Here is a 17,422-nt window from a genome sequence, read left to right as displayed (position 1 = left end):
GCCGTTCGGCGGGGTCAGGGGTTGGCGGGGGCGGCGTACGTCACGCCGGTGAGGGACTCGGAGACCTCCCAGAGGCGGCGGCCCAGCTCCGGCTTGGCCGCCTGGGGCGGCATCACCACCTTCGCGGGGGCGCCGCGGGTCTGGAGGCCGCGGGGGCCGTAGCACGCCCCGTTCTGCACGCCGGGCGCGGTCGCGGCGTAGAGGGAGGGCAGGGCGCCGGCCGTGGCGGGCTGCGCGATCAGGACGTTGCCGAAGGCGACCGCGCGGTCCATCAGCTTGTTGCCCTCCATCCGCGGGCCCGCGTGCTGGAGGTTGGTGGCGGCGTAGCCGGGGTGGGCGGCGACGCTGAGCAGGCCGGGCTCCCGGCGGGCCAGCTCCTTGGTGAAGATCAGGTTGGCGAGCTTGGCCTGCCCGTACGCGGCCCACTTCCAGTAGCGCCGCTCGCCCTGGAGGTCGTCGAAGCGCATCCGGCCCATCCAGGCGAGGCCGCTCGTGACGGTGACGACGCGGGGCGCGGACGCGGCCAGCAGGGCGGGCAGCAGCAGGCCCGTGAGCGCGAAGTGGCCGAGGTGGTTGGTGCCGAACTGCATCTCGAACCCGTCGGCGGTCGTACGGCGCGGCAGGGCCATCACGCCCGCGTTGTTGACGAGGATGTCGAGCGGCGCGCCGGAGTGGCGGGCGGCGAACGCCCGCACGGACCCGAGGTCGGCGAGGTCGAGCGAGCCGAGCGTGACGTCGCCGTCCGGCACGGCGGCGGTGACGCGGTCGTACGCGGCCTGGCCGCGCTCGGCGCTGCGGCAGGCCAGCACCACGGCCGCGCCGCGCCGGGCGAGCTGGAGCGCGGTGTGGTAGCCGATCCCGCTGTTGGCCCCGGTGACGATCGCCCGCCGTCCGTGCAGGTCGGGAATGTCGGCCGCCGTCCAGCCGCCCATGGGCCACCTCCGTCGCGTCATGACTCGATGACCCAAACTAGACGGGCCATCGAATAGCGACAAGCCATCCGGCCGGGTGTGTCGCGGCCCACACTCCGCGCCCGCGCCCGTCCCGGCGGGGCGGCCGGTCCGCGGCGGGGCGGCCGCAAGCGGTCAGGGCGCCGGGGAGGCCGCCCACCCACGCGGCGGACCGGGCAGGTGGGCGGGGTCGGAAGACGGGGTCAGGGAAGGTTCTTCTCGATGGCGGAGGTGACCTCGTCCGACTCCGGCTCGGTCTGCGGCGCGAACCGCGCCGCGACCGTGCCGTCGGGCGCGATCAGGAACTTCTCGAAGTTCCAGCGGATGTCGCCGGTGTGGCCCTCGGCGTCCGGCGTGCCCACCAGGCCCTGGTAGAGCGGATGCCGGTTGTCGCCGTTGACCTCCACCTTCTCGGTCATGGGGAAGGTCACCCCGTAGGTCGCCGAGCAGAACTCGGCGATCTGCTCCGGGGTGCCCGGCTCCTGGCCCATGAACTGGTTGCAGGGAACGCCGAGGACGGTGAAGCCGCGCGCGGCGTACGTCTCCTGGAGCCGTTCGAGCCCGGAGTACTGCGGGGTCAGGCCGCACTTGGAGGCGACGTTGACGACGAGCACGGCCTTGCCCCGGTACTGCTCCAGGTCCGCGGACCCGCCCCGCAGACCATCGATCTCTACGTCGTAGACAGACATGCGGTCGATCCTAGAAGATCGCCGCCGTCCGCCACCGGCCCGAGGAGGGCGGATCTCCCCGCGCGGGGCCGGCGCGCCCGGGTCAGGTGCCCAAGGCGTTCACGAAGGCCGCAACCTGGTTGCCCGCGTTCGCCAACTGGTCGAACGCGTTGTTGACGACATTGGCCGCATCCCGGGGTGAGCTCAGCAAGTAGAAGATGACGAAGGCGATGGCCACATAGCGGAGGTTCTTCTTCATCCGAACGCCGTCCCTGTAGTAGCGCAGCGACACATTGACCCGATCCAATTGTGCCCATCTGCTGGTGCTCGCAAAGCGGGATTTTACTGTGACGGCGGGGCCAGCGCTTGATGGCGGTACGCGCGAAGGAGCCCCGCACCCGATGGAGGTACGGGGCCCGCGGTGCCGCCCCCCTCAGGGGATGGCGCTCACGAACGTGGACAGCGACTCGGCGGCGCCCCCAAGGCTGCCGAGAGCGTTGCTGACGAGAGTCGCGGCGCCCTCGGGCCTGCTGATGACATACCAGGCCACGAATGCCATCGCGGCCAGTTTCACATGTTTCTTGTTCACGTCCCCCACCCTCTGCGCTCAATTGCCTACCTACCGTAATTCCCCAGGGCGGGCGCGCGCAGATCAAAGGTGCTCAAAGAGACGGTCAGGTCACCGGGAGGGAAGTGTTCGAGTCACGAGTCACGAGCGGGCGTCGTCGGCCAGGTAGGTGATGTAGAGGGGCCTGAGCTCGTCGGCGAGGTCGCTCTCCCCGCGTGCGTGAACTCGTCCAGCAGGGACAGGCCGTGGAGCAGGTCGAACTGGGCGCGGTCGGTCTCCCCGGTGGCCGCGGCGGCAGCGGGGATGGCGCGCAGCAGGTCCCAGAGGAAGCCGATGTCGCGCCGTTCCCTGGCCTTGGCCATCGCCCGGTCGTGGAGTTCCTTGGAGGACAGGGAGTCGAGGTCGTCCGCGCCGGGCCCGGAGGCGCCGGGCGTCGTGTCAGGAGTCGCGTCGGGCATGTCCCGACTCTAACGAACGCGGACGGGCCCCGGCGCGCGGCCGGGGCCCGTTCGGCGGGGTCACTTGGTGATGACGTCCTGCGGGATCTCGCGGTCGGACTTGAGCGCGTCGAACAGCCGGGCCGCCTTGCTCCGGTCCCAGGTGATGTACGACCCGGCGGCGGCCGAGGAGCCGGTGCCGCCGATCGGGACGGCGGCGGTCACGCCGTCGCCGCCGCTGACGCCCTTCATCGCCCACATCATGCGGACCAGGTCGTAGAGGTGGTCGCCGTTGTCCACGATGAAGTTGCTGGTGGCGTTGGTGGCCAGGGGGATGCTCCGGAACGGGTTGAGCAGCACCCCCGGGCCCGTGGCCTTCTTCATCAGCGCGCCGAAGAACTGGCGCTGGTGCTCGATCCGGTCGAGGTCGGCGCGGGCGGAGGCGCGGGTGCGGACGTAGCCGAGGGCCGTTCCGCCGCTCATGTTCTGGCAGCCGGGCTGGAGGTCGATGCCCGCCTTGTGGTCCTTCATCGGCCGCTTGACGCAGATGTCCACGCCGCCGATGGCGTCCACGACGCCGACGAAGCCGCTGAACCCGATCTCGGCGTAGTGGTCGATGTGCACGCCGGTGGCCTTCTCGACGGTCTGCACGAGCAGCTTCGGCCCGCCGAACGCGAACGCGGCGTTGAGCTTGTTGGACCCGTGCCCCGGGATCGGGACGTACGAGTCGCGCGGCAGGCTGATCAGGCTCGTCCCGCCCTCGCCGTAGTGCATGAGCATCATCGAGTCGGTGCGGCGGCCCTCGGCCTTGCCGGTGGCGAACTTGTCGCGCTGGTCCTTGGACAGCCCCTCGCGGCTGTCGGAACCGACGATCAGCCAGTTGGTGCCGGGCGTGTCGGCGACCCGGCCCGGGTAGTCCTCCAGGACCGACTCGCGCTTCAGCCGGGAGTCCAGCCAGAAGTAGCCGCCGACGGTGACCAGGAGCAGCAGCGCGACGAGGATCCCGACGATCTTCGGCCAGCGGCGCCGGCGGCGGCGCCCCTGCGCGGGGGCTGGTCCCCGCCGCCGTACGGGTCGTTCCCGTACCCGGCGAGCTGGTCCCCGCCGCCGTACGGATCCCGTTCGTAGCCGTGCGGGTACTCCGCCGGTGCGGAGTCGTGCCTGCTGCGGGCCACGCGGCCGCCCTCCTGTCGTGTCCGGCCTTCCGGCCAGCCGTCGGTCATGCCGTAGACCTTAGACAAAGCGGGCCGCGGCCCGCGTCCATCCGGCGCATGATTGTCCACAGCTCCAAATCACCACGCTATGTGACGTTCGCCCTCCAAACCGTCCTCCCTGCGGCGCACACTGCCCGTGGGTGGTACGTACGGGCGAAGGGCGGCGGATGACTTTCGGACGACGTTTCCTGAGGGCCGTCCTCCTCCTCGGGAAGGAGCGCGGCCCGCGCGGGGCAGGGCCCGGCGCCCCGGGCGCGGCGGACGCGGGGCTGCCCGAGCTGACCGTGCACATGTGGACGGCGCGGACGGGCGAGCTGGCCGAGACCAGCATGCGGACGATGGCGCGGAGGCTGCCGTCGGTGATCGCCCGCTCGGCGCGGCTGGCGTGGCGGGCGAGCCGGGCCGACACGACCGTGACGATCGCGCTGAACCTCGCGGCGGGCATGTTCACCGCGTTCGGGCTGCTGGCGACGACCGGGGTGCTCACGGCGCTGTTCAGCGGGGGCCCGACGCCGGGCCGGGTGCGGGCCGCGCTGCCCGCGCTGGCGCTGGTCGCCGCCGCGGCGGGCCTGCGGGCGGGGCTCCAGGCGGGCGCGGGCTGGGCGCAGTCCCGGCTGGAGCCCCAGGTCCAGCGGCTCGTCGAGCTGCGGCTGTACGAGGCGACGACGGCGGTGCACCTGGCCGCGCTGGACGACTCGGCGTTCCTGGACGAGCTGCGGCGGGCGCAGACACGGGGCATGGCGGCCGCGCCGAGGCTCGTCCAGTACGCGGTGGACGTGCTGACCGGCGCGGTGGGCCTCGTCGCCGCGGCCGGAACGCTCGGGCTGCTGCATCCGCTCCTGCTGCCGCTGCTGCTGCTGACCGCGCTGCCGGAGGGCTGGGCGTCGGTGCGGACGGCCCGGATGGAGTACATGACCGACCTCGCGCTGGTCGCGGTGCTGCGGCGCAAGTGGATCCTGTCGGACCTGATGGCCGACCGGCGGCACGCGGCCGAGATCCGCTCGTTCACCATGCGCGGCTTCCTGCTCGGGGAGTACGACCGGTTCGCCGCGTACCAGCGCGAGGTCCAGCTCGACCTGGCGCGGCGGCAGACGATCACGCGGGTCGTGGGGGCCGCGCTCAAGGGCGTGGCGATGGGCGGCATGTACACCTCGCTCGGCCTGATGCTGTGGGCGGGGGCGCTGCCGCTGGCGGTCGCGGGCACCGCCGTCATCGCCATCCGCAGCGGGCAGACGTCCCTGACGAACCTGGTGTTCGCGGTCAACCACTGCTACGAGGAGGGCCTGTACTTCGGCGACTACCTGGGGTTCTGCGAGGCGGCCGAGGCGCGGGTGCCGCGGCGCGCGCTGCCCTCGCCCGGCGCGCCGCCGGCCGGGCCGCCGCGCGACTTCGAGGTGATCACGGTCGAGGACGTCGCGTTCACCTACCCGGCCGCGGAGCGGCCGTCGCTGAACGGGATCTCGCTGGAGGTGCGGCGCGGCGAGGTCGTCGCGCTCGTCGGCGAGAACGGCTCGGGCAAGACCACCCTCGCCAAGATCATGGCCGGGCTGTACGACCCGGACGCCGGCGAGGTCCGCTGGGACGACGTCCCGCTGAGCACGGTCGACCCCCACCGGGTCTGGGACTCGGTCGCCGTCATCGCCCAGGAGTACACCCACTGGCCCATGACCGCCCGCCAGAACATCACCATGGGCCGCCACCCCACCTCCCCCACCCGAGAAAAAGCGGGCATGGACGGTGGCGGGGCGGGCGTGGATGGGACCGCGGAGGGCGGCGGGGAGGACGGGATGTTGGCGGCGGCGCGGGCGTCCGGGGCCGACGAGGTCGTGGCGGGGCTGGCGCGGGGGTACGACACGCTGCTCGACCGGCGCTTCGAGGGCGGCGCGGAGCTGTCGGGCGGGCAGTGGCAGCGGCTCGCGGTCGCGCGGGGGTTCTTCCGGGACGCGCCGCTGCTGATCTGCGACGAGCCGACGGCCGCGCTGGACGCGCGGGCCGAGCACCACCTGTTCGAGCGGATCCGCACGCACGCCGACGGCCGTACGGTCCTGCTGATCACGCACCGGCTGGCGAGCGTCCGGCACGCCGACCGCATCTACGTGCTGGAGCACGGCCGGGTGATCGAGGAGGGCGACCACGCGCGGCTGATGGCGCTCGGCGGCCTCTACGCCGAGCTCTACTCCCTCCAGGCCGCCGCCTACCGCACCTCCCCTGACCCCGCGTCGCCGGAGGCGGCCTCCACCGAGCCCGCCTGACGCGCGGGCAGCCCCCCGGGCCACCGCGCCCGCCTGGCCGGGCCCGCGGGCGCGAGGATCAGATGTACGGGCCGAAGCCGTTCTCGTCCTGGGGGTGGGAGGTCGCGTCGGGGAGGTCCTCGGGGCGCAGCATCCGCACCTCGGCGGGCTCGACGCCGCCGGGGCCGCGTCGTGGGCGGCGGTGATGCGCTGGGCCTGGCGGGCGACCGCGGCGTCGAGCAGGTTGCGGATCAGGCGGGCGTTGCCGAACGACGCGCCGCGCGGATGGGCGGCCATCCGGCGCCGCACGGCGTCCGCGACGCCGTCGGCGAGGGCGAACCCGGCGGTCGTCGCCATGTGCTCGAAGATCGTCACGAGCTCGTCGGCCGAGTAGTCCGGGAACCGCAGGACCTTCGGGAAGCGCGAGTCGAGCCCCGGGTTGGACGTCAGGAAGCGCTCCATCTCCGCGTCGTACCCGGCGACGATGACGACCAGGTCGTTGCGGTGCTCCTCCATGAGCTTCAGCAGTTCGGCGACCGCCTCGTAGCCGAAGTCGCGCTGGTCGCCGCCGGTGCCGGCCAGCGCGTACGCCTCGTCCACGAACAGCACGCCGCCGAGCGCGCGCTCGACGGCGGCGCGCACCTTCGGGGCGGTCTGGCCGATGAACTCGGCGACCAGGTCGGCGCGGGTGACCTCGACCAGGTGGCCGGACGACAGCAGGCCGAGCTGGGCGTACACGGCCGCGACCAGGCGGGCGATGGTGGTCTTGGCGGTGCCCGGGTTGCCCATGAACACCATGTGCCGCGTCGGGGACGCGAGCGGCACCCCGGCGTCGCGCCGCATCTGCTCGGCGCGGGCCTCGGCGACGAGCGCGGCGACCTCCGCCTTGACCGTGTCGAGCCCGATCAGCCGGTCGACCTCGGCGAGCGGGTCGCCGGGCACGCCCTCGCGGGCGGGCGCGAGCGTGTCGGGGACGTCCTCCAGCAGCAGCTCGTCCAGCGACTCGGTCTCGTCCACGACGCCGTCGGCGAGCACGCGGCGGCCCTGGTTGGCGACGGCCCGGTCCAGCAGGTTGATCATGATGCGGGCGTTGGCGAAGCCGCGGTCGCGGGGCGCGGCGGCGGCGAGCCCGCGCAGCTTGTCGAGCACGCCGGGCGCCAGCGCGAACCCCGCGTCGGCGGCCTTGCCCGCGAACACCTCGACCAGCTCCTCGTCGGTGAGGTCGGGGAAGCGCACCGTGCGCGGGAACAGCGCGGCGAGGTCGCCGGACGACTTCAGCAGCCCGTTCAGCTCCGCCTCGGGGCCGGTCAGGACGGCGACCAGGTCGTCGGGGTGCGACTGGAGCACGGTGGTCAGCACGTCCAGCACCTCGCGGCCCCGCGCGGCGTCGGCCGCGGCGAGCGCGTGCGCGTCGCGGACGACCAGGACGCCGCCGAGGGCGCGTTCGACGGCGCGCCGGACCTTGAGGGTGCTCTCGGTGGTGTACTCGCCCATCAGGTCGGCGCGGTCCACTTCGATCAGGTGGCCGGACGACAGGACGCCGAGGTCGGCGTAGATGCGGCCGAGGATGCGCGCGACCTTGCTCTTGCCGGTCCCGGGGTTGCCCGCGAACACCAGGTGCCGGGGGCGCGCCGCGACGGCCATGCCCGCCTCGCGCCGGAGCCGGACGGCGCGGGCCTCGGCGACCAGCGCCTCCACCTCCCGCTTGACCGGTTCGATCCCGGCGCACGCCGCGAGTTCGGCGCGCGGGTCGTCGGTCCCGGCGGCGCGCCCGGAGATGAGCCGCTGCGGCAGGTCCGCCACGGTGATCTCCAGGCCGGGCGCGGCCGCGTGCGCCGCGTCCTCCCCGGCCTCCGCGGTGGCGGCCCGGTCGGCGCGGCGGAAGGCGGCGAGGCGGGCCTGCGCGGCGGCGGTGCTCTGCGCCGCGAGGTGCTCGACGAGGCGGGCGCCGCGCAGGTTGAGCAGCGGCGGCGTGCGGGACAGCAGCACGCCCGCCGTCGCGGCGACCTCGTCCGGGACGGACGCGCCGCGGCGCGCGGCGGCGCGGGCGAACAGCTCGCCGAAGTCGTCCTCGCCGAAGTCGCGGGTGCGGGTCACGTCGAACGCGCGGACGAGCGCCGGGTTGGCGTCGAACAGCCGCCGGTCGCCGCCGGGGCGGCAGAGCGCGACGACGTCCAGGCCGGGCGAGCGCGCCATCAGCCGGCGCAGCTCCTCGACCGCCGCCGGGCCGCACCGCTCGTAGGTGACCAGCTTCTCCAGGTCGTCGACGACCAGCAGCAGCCGCGCGTCCAGGCAGTCGCGCACGCGGCCCTGGAGCCACAGCACCGCGTCGCTGACGCTGAGCGCCGCGAACACCTGGTCGGAGATCCACGCGGCCTCGCGGATCGCGCCGTGGTCGGTGAGGCGGCGTTCGAGGATCTCGGCGGCCGTGCCCTTGCCCGTGCCCTCGGGACCCGCGATGAGCAGCCGTACGGGCCGTTCGCCCGAGACGCGGGCGGCCAGGGCGTCCTGGACGGCGCGGGTCAGCTCGGGCTGCCCGACGAGCACCTTCGCGACGGCCTCGTCCCGCCCGCCGCCGGGCGCCGCGGCCGGCCCCGACTCGTCCGCTCCGGAACGCCCCTCGGCGCCGGCGCCCGCCTCGTCCGCGCCGGACCTCGCGGCGAGCTCGCCCGCCAGCGGGTTGACGATCCGGCGGGCGGTGAACAGCCGCCGCAGGTCGAGCTGGAACGCGCGCACCGGCACCCGGCAGCGCGGGCTCACGGCGGGTTCCGGCAGGCCCTGCGCGGCGCCGGTGAACCGCACGGCCATGTCGAGCCACGCGCGGCACGCGTCGGCCTCGCCCGCGACCAGGCCGCGCGCCAGCCACGCGCGCAGCTCGTGCTGCCACGGCTCGGCGGAGAACCCGCCGCGCAGCGCGCGTACCCGATCGGCCACATTCTCGTAGCGGGCGGTGCCGAGCACGACGGCCATCTCGGCGGGAACGACCGGGACGTCCGCCGCGAGGAGCAGCCGCGCGAACGCGACGTCCGCGTCGTCGCCGTCCTCGACCGTCGCGGCGAGCCGCTCGTGCGCGGCGTCGAGCCCGCCGCACACCCATGACAGGTAGCCGACGGGCCCGGCGAACTCGGGCAGGACGCCCAGCTCGGCGTCCGTCAGCCCGGCCAGCCACGTCTCCTCCAGCCGTTCGTGCGGAACGGCCAGGTCCTGTTCGCGCAGGCCGGGGTCGCCCGCCCTGCGGTCGTAGAGGCCCGCGAGCGCGCGGCGGCGCCGTTCCAGCGGAACGAGCCCGTCGAAGACGTCGAGCCCCGCGCGGGCGAGGTCGAACATCAGCTCGCGGCGCGTGCGGTCGTTGCCCGCGGGCTCGGGCAGCCACAGGCCCGGCGGCCGCCACCGGCCGCCCTGGGTGAACCACGCCGACGGGTCCCGCACGGCCGACTCGGGCGTGGCGAGGAACTCCGACAGCAGCTCGTAGTCGACGTCGCCCGCGACCCGCCGCGCACCGCCGACGCGCCGAGCAGGAACGTCAGCAGCGACCACTGCTCGGCGCCCGCCGCACTGGTCTCGGGGCCGTAGAAGTCGTTGAGCTGCCTGGTCAGCACCACCGCGCGCGGATCCCGGTTGTACTCCATCGCGCGCTCGCGCAGCTCCTCGTACAGCCCGTCGGGGACCCGCCACGGACCGTGCGCGTACACGTCCAGGACGGGCTCGTCGGTCAGGAGCAGTTCGAGGTGTTCCGGCAGCCGGGGTGCGCTCACCTGAGAGGTCCTTCTCCTACGTTCGACATCACGTCTGGCAAGCACCCTACGACTCGGCGCGATCAGGCACACCCTTCTCGCGCGCCGATCCCGCACCCCCTGCGCGCACCGGGTCGCGCGACCCTGCGCGCCCGTCCCCGCGCCCGTCCCGCGCCGCCGGGCGAGGGTGCGCGATCCGCTTGGCACGGGGCCCCGACTCCGGGATAGTTGTCGAATGGAAAGCATCCCCCGGACGCCCGGGGGGCGCGCCTCGACACATGAGGGGAACCCCCCGTGCCACCACTGGAAGTCACCGCCCGCGCGCACGACGGGCACACCGTCGTGCGGCTGCGCGGCGAGCTCGATATCGCCGCCGCCGACGACCTGCGCCGGCGGCTCCGCGCCGCCAGGCAGGCGCACGGCGACCACGTGATCCTCGACCTGGAGGGCCTGGAGTTCATGGACTCCCAAGGCCTGTCGGTCATCGTCGCCTGCTACAAGGCCGCGACCGAGGCGGGCGGCAGCCTGACCCTCGCGGGCCCGCAGCCCATCGTCCGCCGCACCCTGGAGGTCACCGGCCTGCACCGCCGCATGACCGTCGTCGGCTCGATCGACGAGGCCCTGGCCGCCCGTCCCCCGACCGCCCCGCGAACGAGGGCCGTCCCTCCCCCGACGGCCTCCGCCCGCCGATCTGAACCCTCGTCCCAAGCCCCGTCGAACGGAGGCGCAGAGCCCGAACGTCCGCCTCCGGCCACAGGCCGGGGGCGGACGTGCATGGGCAAGCACTCACAAAGGAACGTTCAGGACGCGAGCCCTAGGCGGGTGTCCTAGGCCGGGGCTTCGATCAACACGGCCGTGGCTACAGCGGGAGCGCCGTGGGGCGCTTGGGGCCTCGGCCGTCGCCGGAGGAGCGGCCCGTCGCGCGGCGGCCGATCCACGGGAGCAGGTACGCGCGGGCCCAGTAGAGGTCCTCGCGGCGCATCGTCAGCCAGTCGGGCCGGGCGTCCAGCGGCGGCCACGGCTCGTGCCAGCTCTCCTTCACGGGGAGCCCGATCGTCTCGGCGACGCGCAGCGCCATCCGCCGGTGGCCCTCCGAGGACAGGTGCAGCCGGTCCTCGTACCAGGCCCGCGGATCGTTGAAGATCGTCGCGGACCAGAGGTCCACCACGGTGCAGCCGCGCCGGTCGGCGATCGCCCGCAGGTGCATGTTGTACGTGGCGGCCTTGCCGCGGATGCGCCCGCCGGTGCGCAGCCCGCGGGTGTCGAACCCCGTGAAGATCACCACCCGGGCGCCGGTGGCGCGCAGCCGCCGCACCGCGTCGTCGAACACGACCGCCAGCGCGTCCGGGTCGGCGCCCGGACGGATCATGTCGTTGCCGCCGGCGCAGAACGTCACCAGGTCGGGATCCAGCTCGACCGCCCGGGGGACCTGGTCGTCCACGACCTGCCGTAGGAGCTTGCCGCGCACGGCGAGGTTAGCGTACCGCAGGCCCGGGCTCCGCTCGGCCAGGAGCTCGGCCAGGCGGTCGGCCCAGCCGCGGAAGCGGTCCGGCTCGTCCGGGTAGGGATCGTTCAGCCCCTCGCTGAAGCTGTCGCCGATCGCCACGTACGTGGAGATCCGCTCCAATTCGTCCATCGCAACCCCTCGTACTGACTCTGTCTCGGTCACGCGACTTAATGATGCATCGTGCACACATCCCTACGCGACCGTAGCCCACCGGAACCCGGCGGCGGAGCCGGGTCCGGCGGCGTGTCACGGGCCGGGGCGGGTCAGGTCCAGCTGGGCGAGGTGGTGCCGAGCGGGCCGCCGGGGGCGCCCGGGGCGGGCGGCTGCGCGGCGGGGGCGGGCTGGACCGAGTGGATCGTCATCGCGTGCTGGACGAGATGGATGAGCACCTGCTTGGTCGACTCGCGGCTGCGCGCGTCGCACTGGATGATCGGCACGTGCGCGCTGATCGACAGCGCCTCGCGGATGTCGTCCACCGCGTACTGGAACTCGCCGTGGAACCCGTTCACCCCGACGACGAACGGCAGGCCGAGCTCCTCGAAGTAGTCGACCGCCGCGAAGCAGTCGGCGAGCCGCCGCGTGTCGACCAGCACGACCGCGCCGATCGCGCCGCGCACCAGGTCGTCCCACATGAACCAGAACCGGTGCTGTCCCGGCGTGCCGAACAGGTAGAGGATCAGCTCGCTGTCGAGCGACACGCGGCCGAAGTCCATCGCCACCGTGGTGGTCGTCTTGTCCGGGACGGCCGACAGGTCGTCCACGTCGGCGCTCGCCGCCGTCATCACCGCCTCGGTGGTGAGCGGCATGATCTCCGAGACCGACCCCACGAAGGTCGTCTTGCCGACGCCGAAGCCCCCGCCGACCACGATCTTGACCGAGGTCAGCTCGGCGTCCGGTCCGGAGGGGCCGGACGGGCCCGCGCCCGGAACCTGGTCAGAGCTTCCGAAGGCCACTGAGAACCCTTTCTAGCAGGCGAAGGTCCGGCTGGGCGCCGGCGGGACGCGACTGGTGCAGCCGCAGCAGACCCTCCAGGGCCATGTCGGCGACGAGCACCCGGGCCACCCCGAGGGGAAGGCGCAGCAGGGCCGAGACCTCGGCGACCGACCGGGCGGAACGGCACAGATCCATGATCGCCCGGTACTCGGGCGTCAGCATCGCCACGTCGCGCGGCGGGTACGGCGCCGCGGTGACCAGGGCCTCGATCGCCAGGTCGTAGCGCGGCTTGGTCCGCCCGCCGGTCACGGCGTACGGGCGCACGAGGGAGCTGGTGTCGGACCCCTCCCCCGGCGGCGGGCCGCCGGGGGGCCGGCCCTGCCCCGGCGCCGCCCCCGGCTGCCCCTGCCCCGGCTGCCCCTGCGCGGGCGGGCGGACCTGCGGGTCGCCCGGCCACCGTCCCCGCCCTCCCGGACCGGAACCGTAAGGACTGCCTCGATCCATCTCGCCGACCTCCGTCAGAGTCAGTCAGATCAAAGTCGGTCAGAACCGGGCGGGTCCCGCGCCCATCTCGGGCACCGGCGGGCCTCCGTACGGCGGCTGCTCGGCGCCCCGCAGCGCGGGCGTCAGCACCCTCCCGACCCGCTCCACCAGCAGGGTCATCTCGTACGCGACGAGGCCGAGGTCGCAGTCCGGGGCGGCCAGCACCGCGAACACCGAGCCGTTGGTGATGGCCATCACGAACAGCAGCCCGCGGTCCATCTCCACGACGGTCTGGTTCACGCCGCCCGCGTCGAAGATCTTCGCCGCGCCCTGGGTGAGGCTCATCAGCCCCGACGCGATCGCCGAGAGCTGGTCGGCGCGCTCCGGCGGGAAGCCGGAGGAGTACGCCATCGGGAGTCCGTCCGAGGAGACCACGACGGCGTGCGCGACCTTCGGGACACGATCGGCGAAGTTCGTCACCAGCCAGTTGAGATCCTGCCCGCTCACCGGGTGCCTCCTGTCTCGCCGTCGTCCTGCGACGGCACGTCACCTGTCATGCCTCCACCGCGGGTCTCGGTGCGACCCCGGTAGACGCCGCGCTGCAAGCTCGCGAAACGATTGCGTACGAGATCGGCCGACTGGCCCGGGGCTGCTGCGGCGCGGGCCCGCCCTGCCGGCCCTGCGCCTGCCGCTGCGGCGCGGCGGCCTGCCCCGGCGCCTGGGCGCCCTGGCCCCTGGCCTGCGGCGTCTGGGCGGCGACCGCTCCCGGCACGCGGTTCTTGCCCGGCACCCGCTTGGGCAGGCCCGCGGCCGTCCGCTTGTCCGTCACCGGTTCCCTGGTGGCGGCCTCGGCGGCGCGGAAGCCGGCGTCGGCCGCCGACTCCCAGCCCTTCACCGGGTCCTCCGGCGACCCGTCTCCCGTCCGGCGCATGAACCACTCCGACTGCATCGCGTCGAAAATGGGCGACCGCTCCGGCACGCGGCGCGGCCCCTCCTGTCCCTGCCCGCCCCGCTGGGCGCGCGCCGCCTGCGCGGCCTGCCCGGCGCGCGCGGCGTCGTCCCGTGCGGACGGCTCGTCCCTCGGTGCCGGCCTGCGCGGCGCGGGCTCCTCGGGCGCCGGCTCGGCGGGCACCTGCTCCAGCGGGCCGGTCTCCCAGGTGGGCCGCTGCCGCGCGTTGGCCTCGGGCGCGGGCCGCCGCGGCTCGGGGACCGCGGGCTGCGCCTCGGGCACGGCCGGCTGCGCGCCCGTCTGCCGCCCGGCGGGGTCGAAGAACCCGTTCGGGCCGTCGTGGGCCTCGCCGCCTCCGCTGAAGGGACGGCCCGGAAGCTGCGCGCCCGGCTCGCGGACGGGCAGGTCGTCGAGGCGGCCCTGCGGCGCGTCCTGGTCGCGGTGCGGCGGTTCGCCCTGCGGGGGGACGGCGGGCAGCGGGCCCGTCCCGCCGACGGCGGGCAGCGAGCCGCTGTCGCGGCCGAACCGCTGCCGCGGCCCCGTGTCGCCGACGGGCGGCTGCGGACCCGTTCCCCGAAGGCCGGCTGCGGACCCGTGCCGCCCCGCAGGGGGCGCAACGGCCCGGTGGCCCCGCCCGGCGCGCCCGGCCCGCCGAGGCCGGGGCGGCCGCCGGTGTCGTTCAGGCCCGGGTACGCGCCGCTGTCGTTCAGGTCGCGGTGGCCGCCGGTGTCGCCGATGCCGGCGTGCCCGCCGGTGTCGTTGAACGCGCGCTGCCCGCCGGTGTCGTTCGGGTTCCGGTGGCTTCCGGTGTCGTTCACGCCGCGGTGGCCGCCGGTGTCGTTGAGGCCGCGGTACGCGCCGCTGTCGTTCGGCGCGCGGTGGCTCCCGGTGTCGTTCAGCCCGCGGTGGGCGCCGGTGTCGTTCAGGTTGCGGTGGCCGCCCGTGTCGTTCACGCCGCGGTGGCCGCCAGTGTCGCTGAACGCGCGGTGGCCGCCGGTGGCGCCCGAGCCGAGGACGGGCTGGCCGCCCGTCGCGCCGAACATCGGGTGCCCGCCGGTGCCGTACTCGTCGGGGGCGTCCGGCTGGCGGAACGCGCCGCCCGCGCCGATCGCGGGCGGGTCGGCCACGGCGGTGAGGGACGCGAGCGGGGCGGAGCCGCCGCCGAGCGACGCCTCCCGGCCGCCGAAACCGCGCCCGCCGATGCCGCCGCCCTCGGCGGGGGTGACCACCGCGTCGGGCAGCACCACGAACGCGGTGAGGCCGCCGCCCTGCGCCGCGCGCAGCTCGACGCGGATGCCGTGCCGGACGGCGAGGCGGCCGACCACGAACAGGCCCATGCGGCGGGCCGCGGAGAAGTCGATGACCGGCGGGTTCGCGAGGCGCCAGTTGGCCTGCTCCAGCTCGTCGGCGGGCATCCCCACGCCGTTGTCGGTGATCTGGAGCATCGCGCCGCCGCCGCTGAGGAGCTGACCGGAGACGGTGACCTTGGTGTTCTCGTTGGAGAACGCGGTGGCGTTCTCGACCAGCTCGGCGAGCAGGTGCACCAGGTCGTTGACGACCGGGCCGACGACGGTCATGTCGCCCTGGACGCGCAGTGCGACCCGCTCGTACTGCTCGACCTCCGACAGGGAGGCGCGCACGACGTCGATGAGCGGGACGGGCTGGTTCCAGCGCCTGGCCTGGTCCTGGCCGCCGAGGACGAGGAGGTTCTCGCAGTTGCGGCGCATGCGGGTCGCGAGGTGGTCGAGGCGGAACAGGTTGGCGAGCTGCTCCTCGTCGCGCTCGCTCTGCTCCAGGTCCTCGATCAGCTTGAGCTGGCGTTCGATGAGCGACTGGCTGCGGCGCGACAGGTTGACGAACATCGCGTTGATGTTGCCGCGCAGGACCGCCTCGTCGGCCGCGAGCCGCACCGCCTCGCGGTGGACCTCGTCGAACGCCCGCGCGACCTGGCCGATCTCGTCGGTGGAGTCGATGTCGATCGGCTCGACCTCGATGCCGCCCGCGGCGGCCTCGGGATCGCGCAGCCGGTCGACCAGCCCCGGCAGCCGGGTGCCGGCCACCTCCAGCGCGCCCTCCTGGAGCCGGCGCAGCGGGCGGACGAGCGAGCGGGCCACGACGAACGTCAGCAGCAGCACGAGCAGCAGCACGAGCCCGACACCGGCGCCCTGGAGGAGCGCGGTCTGCTGCGCGTCCTTCTTCTCCCGCCCGGCCTGCGCGACGAGGTCGTCGCCGAGATGCTCCTGGACGGTGCGCATCTTGTCGATGGACTCGGTCATGGCCTTGCGCCAGGGCTCGGAGTCGCGCCGGTACTTCGGGTCGAGATCGAGGCGGCTGCCCGCCGTGCCGATCCCGGTGACGCCGAACGACAGCGCGCGCTCGCGCATCTCGTTGGCCTGGTCGACGTCGCGGCCGGTGACGGTGTCGTCGTACTCCTGGCGCTGCTGGAGCGTGGCGGCGTCGCGGAACGCGGCGAGGTAGCCGTTCTGCTGCGCCCGCGCCTCCAGCAGCAGGGTGAGGTCGGCCGAGTTGAGGTGCCCGTCGATCGCGGCGGCGAACAGGACGGCGCGCTGCCGCGACGCCTGCTCCTTAGCCCGCGAGAGCGCGGCGAGCGCCCGGGTGCCCTCGGCGAGGTCCTGGCCGGCGGAGCCTTCCGCCATGCCGTCCAGGAACGTGATGATCTCGCCCAGCGCCTCGCTGTACTTGTCGATGACGGTGTCCTGCGGGACGCGCGCCATGGTGAGCGAGCGGAGCGCCGCGATCCCGTCGAGGCGGTTGACGACCGCGCGGGCGTCGGTGGCGACCTTGCCGCCGTAGGCGTCGGCGACCCCGGTCGCGTCCCGCCGGACGTCCGCGGCGGCCTGGTCGACCTTGGCGTACTGGGCCTGGACGCGCGCCTTGTTGGAGGCGGGCCGGCCGGCGGCGATGTAGCCGGCGGACAGGTCGCGCTCGGCGCCGAGCTCGTGCACCAGCCCGGTGATGTCGCCGCCGAGGCCGGTGAGCCGTTCGACCCGGCTGTAGGTCTCGGCGTCGGAGCTGGCCGAGACGACCCGCAGGCCGCCGAACGCGAGCGCGACGGCGGTCGGGATCACGATCAGGGCCACGAGCCGGGCGAGCACGCGCCAGTTGCGCAGGCGCAGCCGCCTCGTTCCCCCGCGGTTCCCCTCCGCGCTCGCGGGGGCCGTTCGCCGGAGTCGGGCGGCGGCCCCTCCACCGCAGGAGCCTCCCGCTCTTGATCGCCCGGTTGCGTGCGCACTTGGCGTTTACACCCTCTCACTTACAGTGCCGTGCCGGCGGTCTGGATCCGGCGGCGTATCGGCTGGTCGAGGGCCGTCCGCTATGCGCGTCTTGCCCGCCGTCCCTCCACTGCGCCCGACATTGCAGCACATCAGGAGGACCCGCTGCAAAGAGAACGAATTATTCGTGATCTTAGCCGGAACCGAGATTATTTTCGTCCCTTGATGTCCGTTTTTGACCGATTTGTCCTGTCGAAAGTCGCCACAGAGAGTCCCGAAAGGGCCACGCCCCGAAAGAAACACGCTCGTATCTCGGCCCCGTTACGGAACCGTTGCCGAAAAACGACTCCAGGCGACCGTACGGTGACCGGGGTGCGACCATTCCCCTCCATTCAGTCACCGCTATTTCGAATCCCATTCGATACATAGTCCCTTGACTAGGGGGTTTTCGCAGGTCGCCGGGCGCCCGCGCCGGGCCGTCCGCCGGACGTCCGGCGGCGCCGGGGCCGCCCGCG

Annotated in this window: 16 protein-coding genes and 1 pseudogene; 2 read left to right on the top strand and 15 right to left on the bottom strand. The window is 74.1% G+C overall.

The features are described from left to right. Positions 1-14: 14 nt before the first annotated feature. The 7 genes from GEV43_RS30365 to GEV43_RS51430 form a co-directional block, all read right to left on the bottom strand. Complete coding sequence (locus GEV43_RS30365; protein WP_160823608.1) at positions 15-932, bottom strand: oxidoreductase; 918 nt, start codon at positions 930-932, stop codon at positions 15-17. A gap of 221 nt (positions 933-1,153) precedes the next feature. Next, positions 1,154-1,639, bottom strand: a complete 486-nt coding sequence (locus GEV43_RS30360; RefSeq protein WP_160823607.1) for a glutathione peroxidase — start codon at positions 1,637-1,639, stop codon at positions 1,154-1,156. 82 nt (positions 1,640-1,721) lie between these two features. After that, positions 1,722-1,877 (bottom strand): hypothetical protein, encoded by a 156-nt coding sequence (locus GEV43_RS47015; protein ID WP_164717216.1) that lies wholly within the window; start codon positions 1,875-1,877, stop codon positions 1,722-1,724. A gap of 174 nt (positions 1,878-2,051) precedes the next feature. Continuing rightward, entirely contained in the window at positions 2,052-2,207 is a 156-nt protein-coding gene (locus GEV43_RS47010) for a hypothetical protein (RefSeq protein ID WP_164717154.1), read from the bottom strand. A gap of 113 nt (positions 2,208-2,320) precedes the next feature. Further along, positions 2,321-2,644 (bottom strand): hypothetical protein, encoded by a 324-nt coding sequence (locus GEV43_RS30355; protein ID WP_241683100.1) that lies wholly within the window; start codon positions 2,642-2,644, stop codon positions 2,321-2,323. Between the two features lie 60 nt (positions 2,645-2,704). Then, the gene (locus tag GEV43_RS51435; RefSeq protein ID WP_241683099.1) at positions 2,705-3,397 is read right to left on the bottom strand and encodes an LCP family protein; all 693 of its coding nucleotides are present in this window, start codon (positions 3,395-3,397) and stop codon (positions 2,705-2,707) included. Positions 3,398-3,561: 164 nt separating this feature from the next. Further along, positions 3,562-3,846, bottom strand: a complete 285-nt coding sequence (locus GEV43_RS51430; RefSeq protein ID WP_160823606.1) for a hypothetical protein — start codon at positions 3,844-3,846, stop codon at positions 3,562-3,564. 158 nt (positions 3,847-4,004) lie between these two features. Here GEV43_RS51430 and GEV43_RS55285 point away from each other — a divergent pair, with 158 nt between their 5' ends. Further along, a complete protein-coding gene (locus tag GEV43_RS55285; RefSeq protein WP_309240054.1) occupies positions 4,005-6,089 on the top strand; it encodes an ATP-binding cassette domain-containing protein in 2,085 nt (694 codons plus the stop codon). Positions 6,090-6,275: 186 nt separating this feature from the next. Here GEV43_RS55285 and GEV43_RS51420 read toward each other — a convergent pair. Continuing rightward, positions 6,276-7,712, bottom strand: a pseudogene (locus GEV43_RS51420) (AAA family ATPase); the annotation flags it as partial. A gap of 1,682 nt (positions 7,713-9,394) precedes the next feature. Continuing rightward, positions 9,395-9,823, bottom strand: coding sequence for a hypothetical protein (locus GEV43_RS51415; protein WP_241683098.1), 429 nt, complete (start codon positions 9,821-9,823; stop codon positions 9,395-9,397). A gap of 273 nt (positions 9,824-10,096) precedes the next feature. On the opposite strand from GEV43_RS51415, the gene GEV43_RS30335 reads away from it, so the two are divergent. Then, on the top strand, positions 10,097-10,633 hold the full coding sequence (locus GEV43_RS30335; RefSeq protein WP_160823604.1) for an STAS domain-containing protein: 537 nt from the start codon (positions 10,097-10,099) through the stop codon (positions 10,631-10,633). Positions 10,634-10,661: 28 nt separating this feature from the next. On the opposite strand, the gene GEV43_RS30330 is transcribed toward GEV43_RS30335, so the two are convergent. The 6 genes from GEV43_RS30330 to GEV43_RS30305 all read right to left on the bottom strand — a co-directional run bounded on the left by GEV43_RS30330 (position 10,662) and on the right by GEV43_RS30305 (position 16,790). Further along, complete coding sequence (locus tag GEV43_RS30330) at positions 10,662-11,438, bottom strand: SGNH/GDSL hydrolase family protein (RefSeq protein ID WP_160823603.1); 777 nt, start codon at positions 11,436-11,438, stop codon at positions 10,662-10,664. A 134-nt stretch (positions 11,439-11,572) separates the two neighbouring features. Next, positions 11,573-12,193 (bottom strand): ATP/GTP-binding protein, encoded by a 621-nt coding sequence (locus tag GEV43_RS30325; protein WP_160824871.1) that lies wholly within the window; start codon positions 12,191-12,193, stop codon positions 11,573-11,575. 49 nt (positions 12,194-12,242) lie between these two features. Next, positions 12,243-12,746: a DUF742 domain-containing protein gene (locus GEV43_RS30320; protein ID WP_160823602.1), complete on the bottom strand. Its 504-nt coding sequence runs from the start codon at positions 12,744-12,746 to the stop codon at positions 12,243-12,245. A gap of 39 nt (positions 12,747-12,785) precedes the next feature. After that, positions 12,786-13,232: a roadblock/LC7 domain-containing protein gene (locus GEV43_RS30315; RefSeq protein WP_160823601.1), complete on the bottom strand. Its 447-nt coding sequence runs from the start codon at positions 13,230-13,232 to the stop codon at positions 12,786-12,788. A 46-nt stretch (positions 13,233-13,278) separates the two neighbouring features. Then, a complete protein-coding gene (locus GEV43_RS30310) occupies positions 13,279-13,656 on the bottom strand; it encodes a hypothetical protein (protein ID WP_160823600.1) in 378 nt (125 codons plus the stop codon). Further along, positions 13,617-16,790, bottom strand: coding sequence for a nitrate- and nitrite sensing domain-containing protein (locus GEV43_RS30305; RefSeq protein ID WP_160823599.1), 3,174 nt, complete (start codon positions 16,788-16,790; stop codon positions 13,617-13,619). Before GEV43_RS30305 ends, GEV43_RS30310 begins: the two co-directional genes overlap by 40 nt. Positions 16,791-17,422 lie beyond the last annotated feature (632 nt).

The sequence above is a fragment of the Actinomadura sp. J1-007 genome, assembly GCF_009793335.1.
Lineage (GTDB): Bacteria > Actinomycetota > Actinomycetes > Streptosporangiales > Streptosporangiaceae > Spirillospora > Spirillospora yumaensis.
This window is presented reverse-complemented; position numbering and strand designations above follow the sequence as displayed.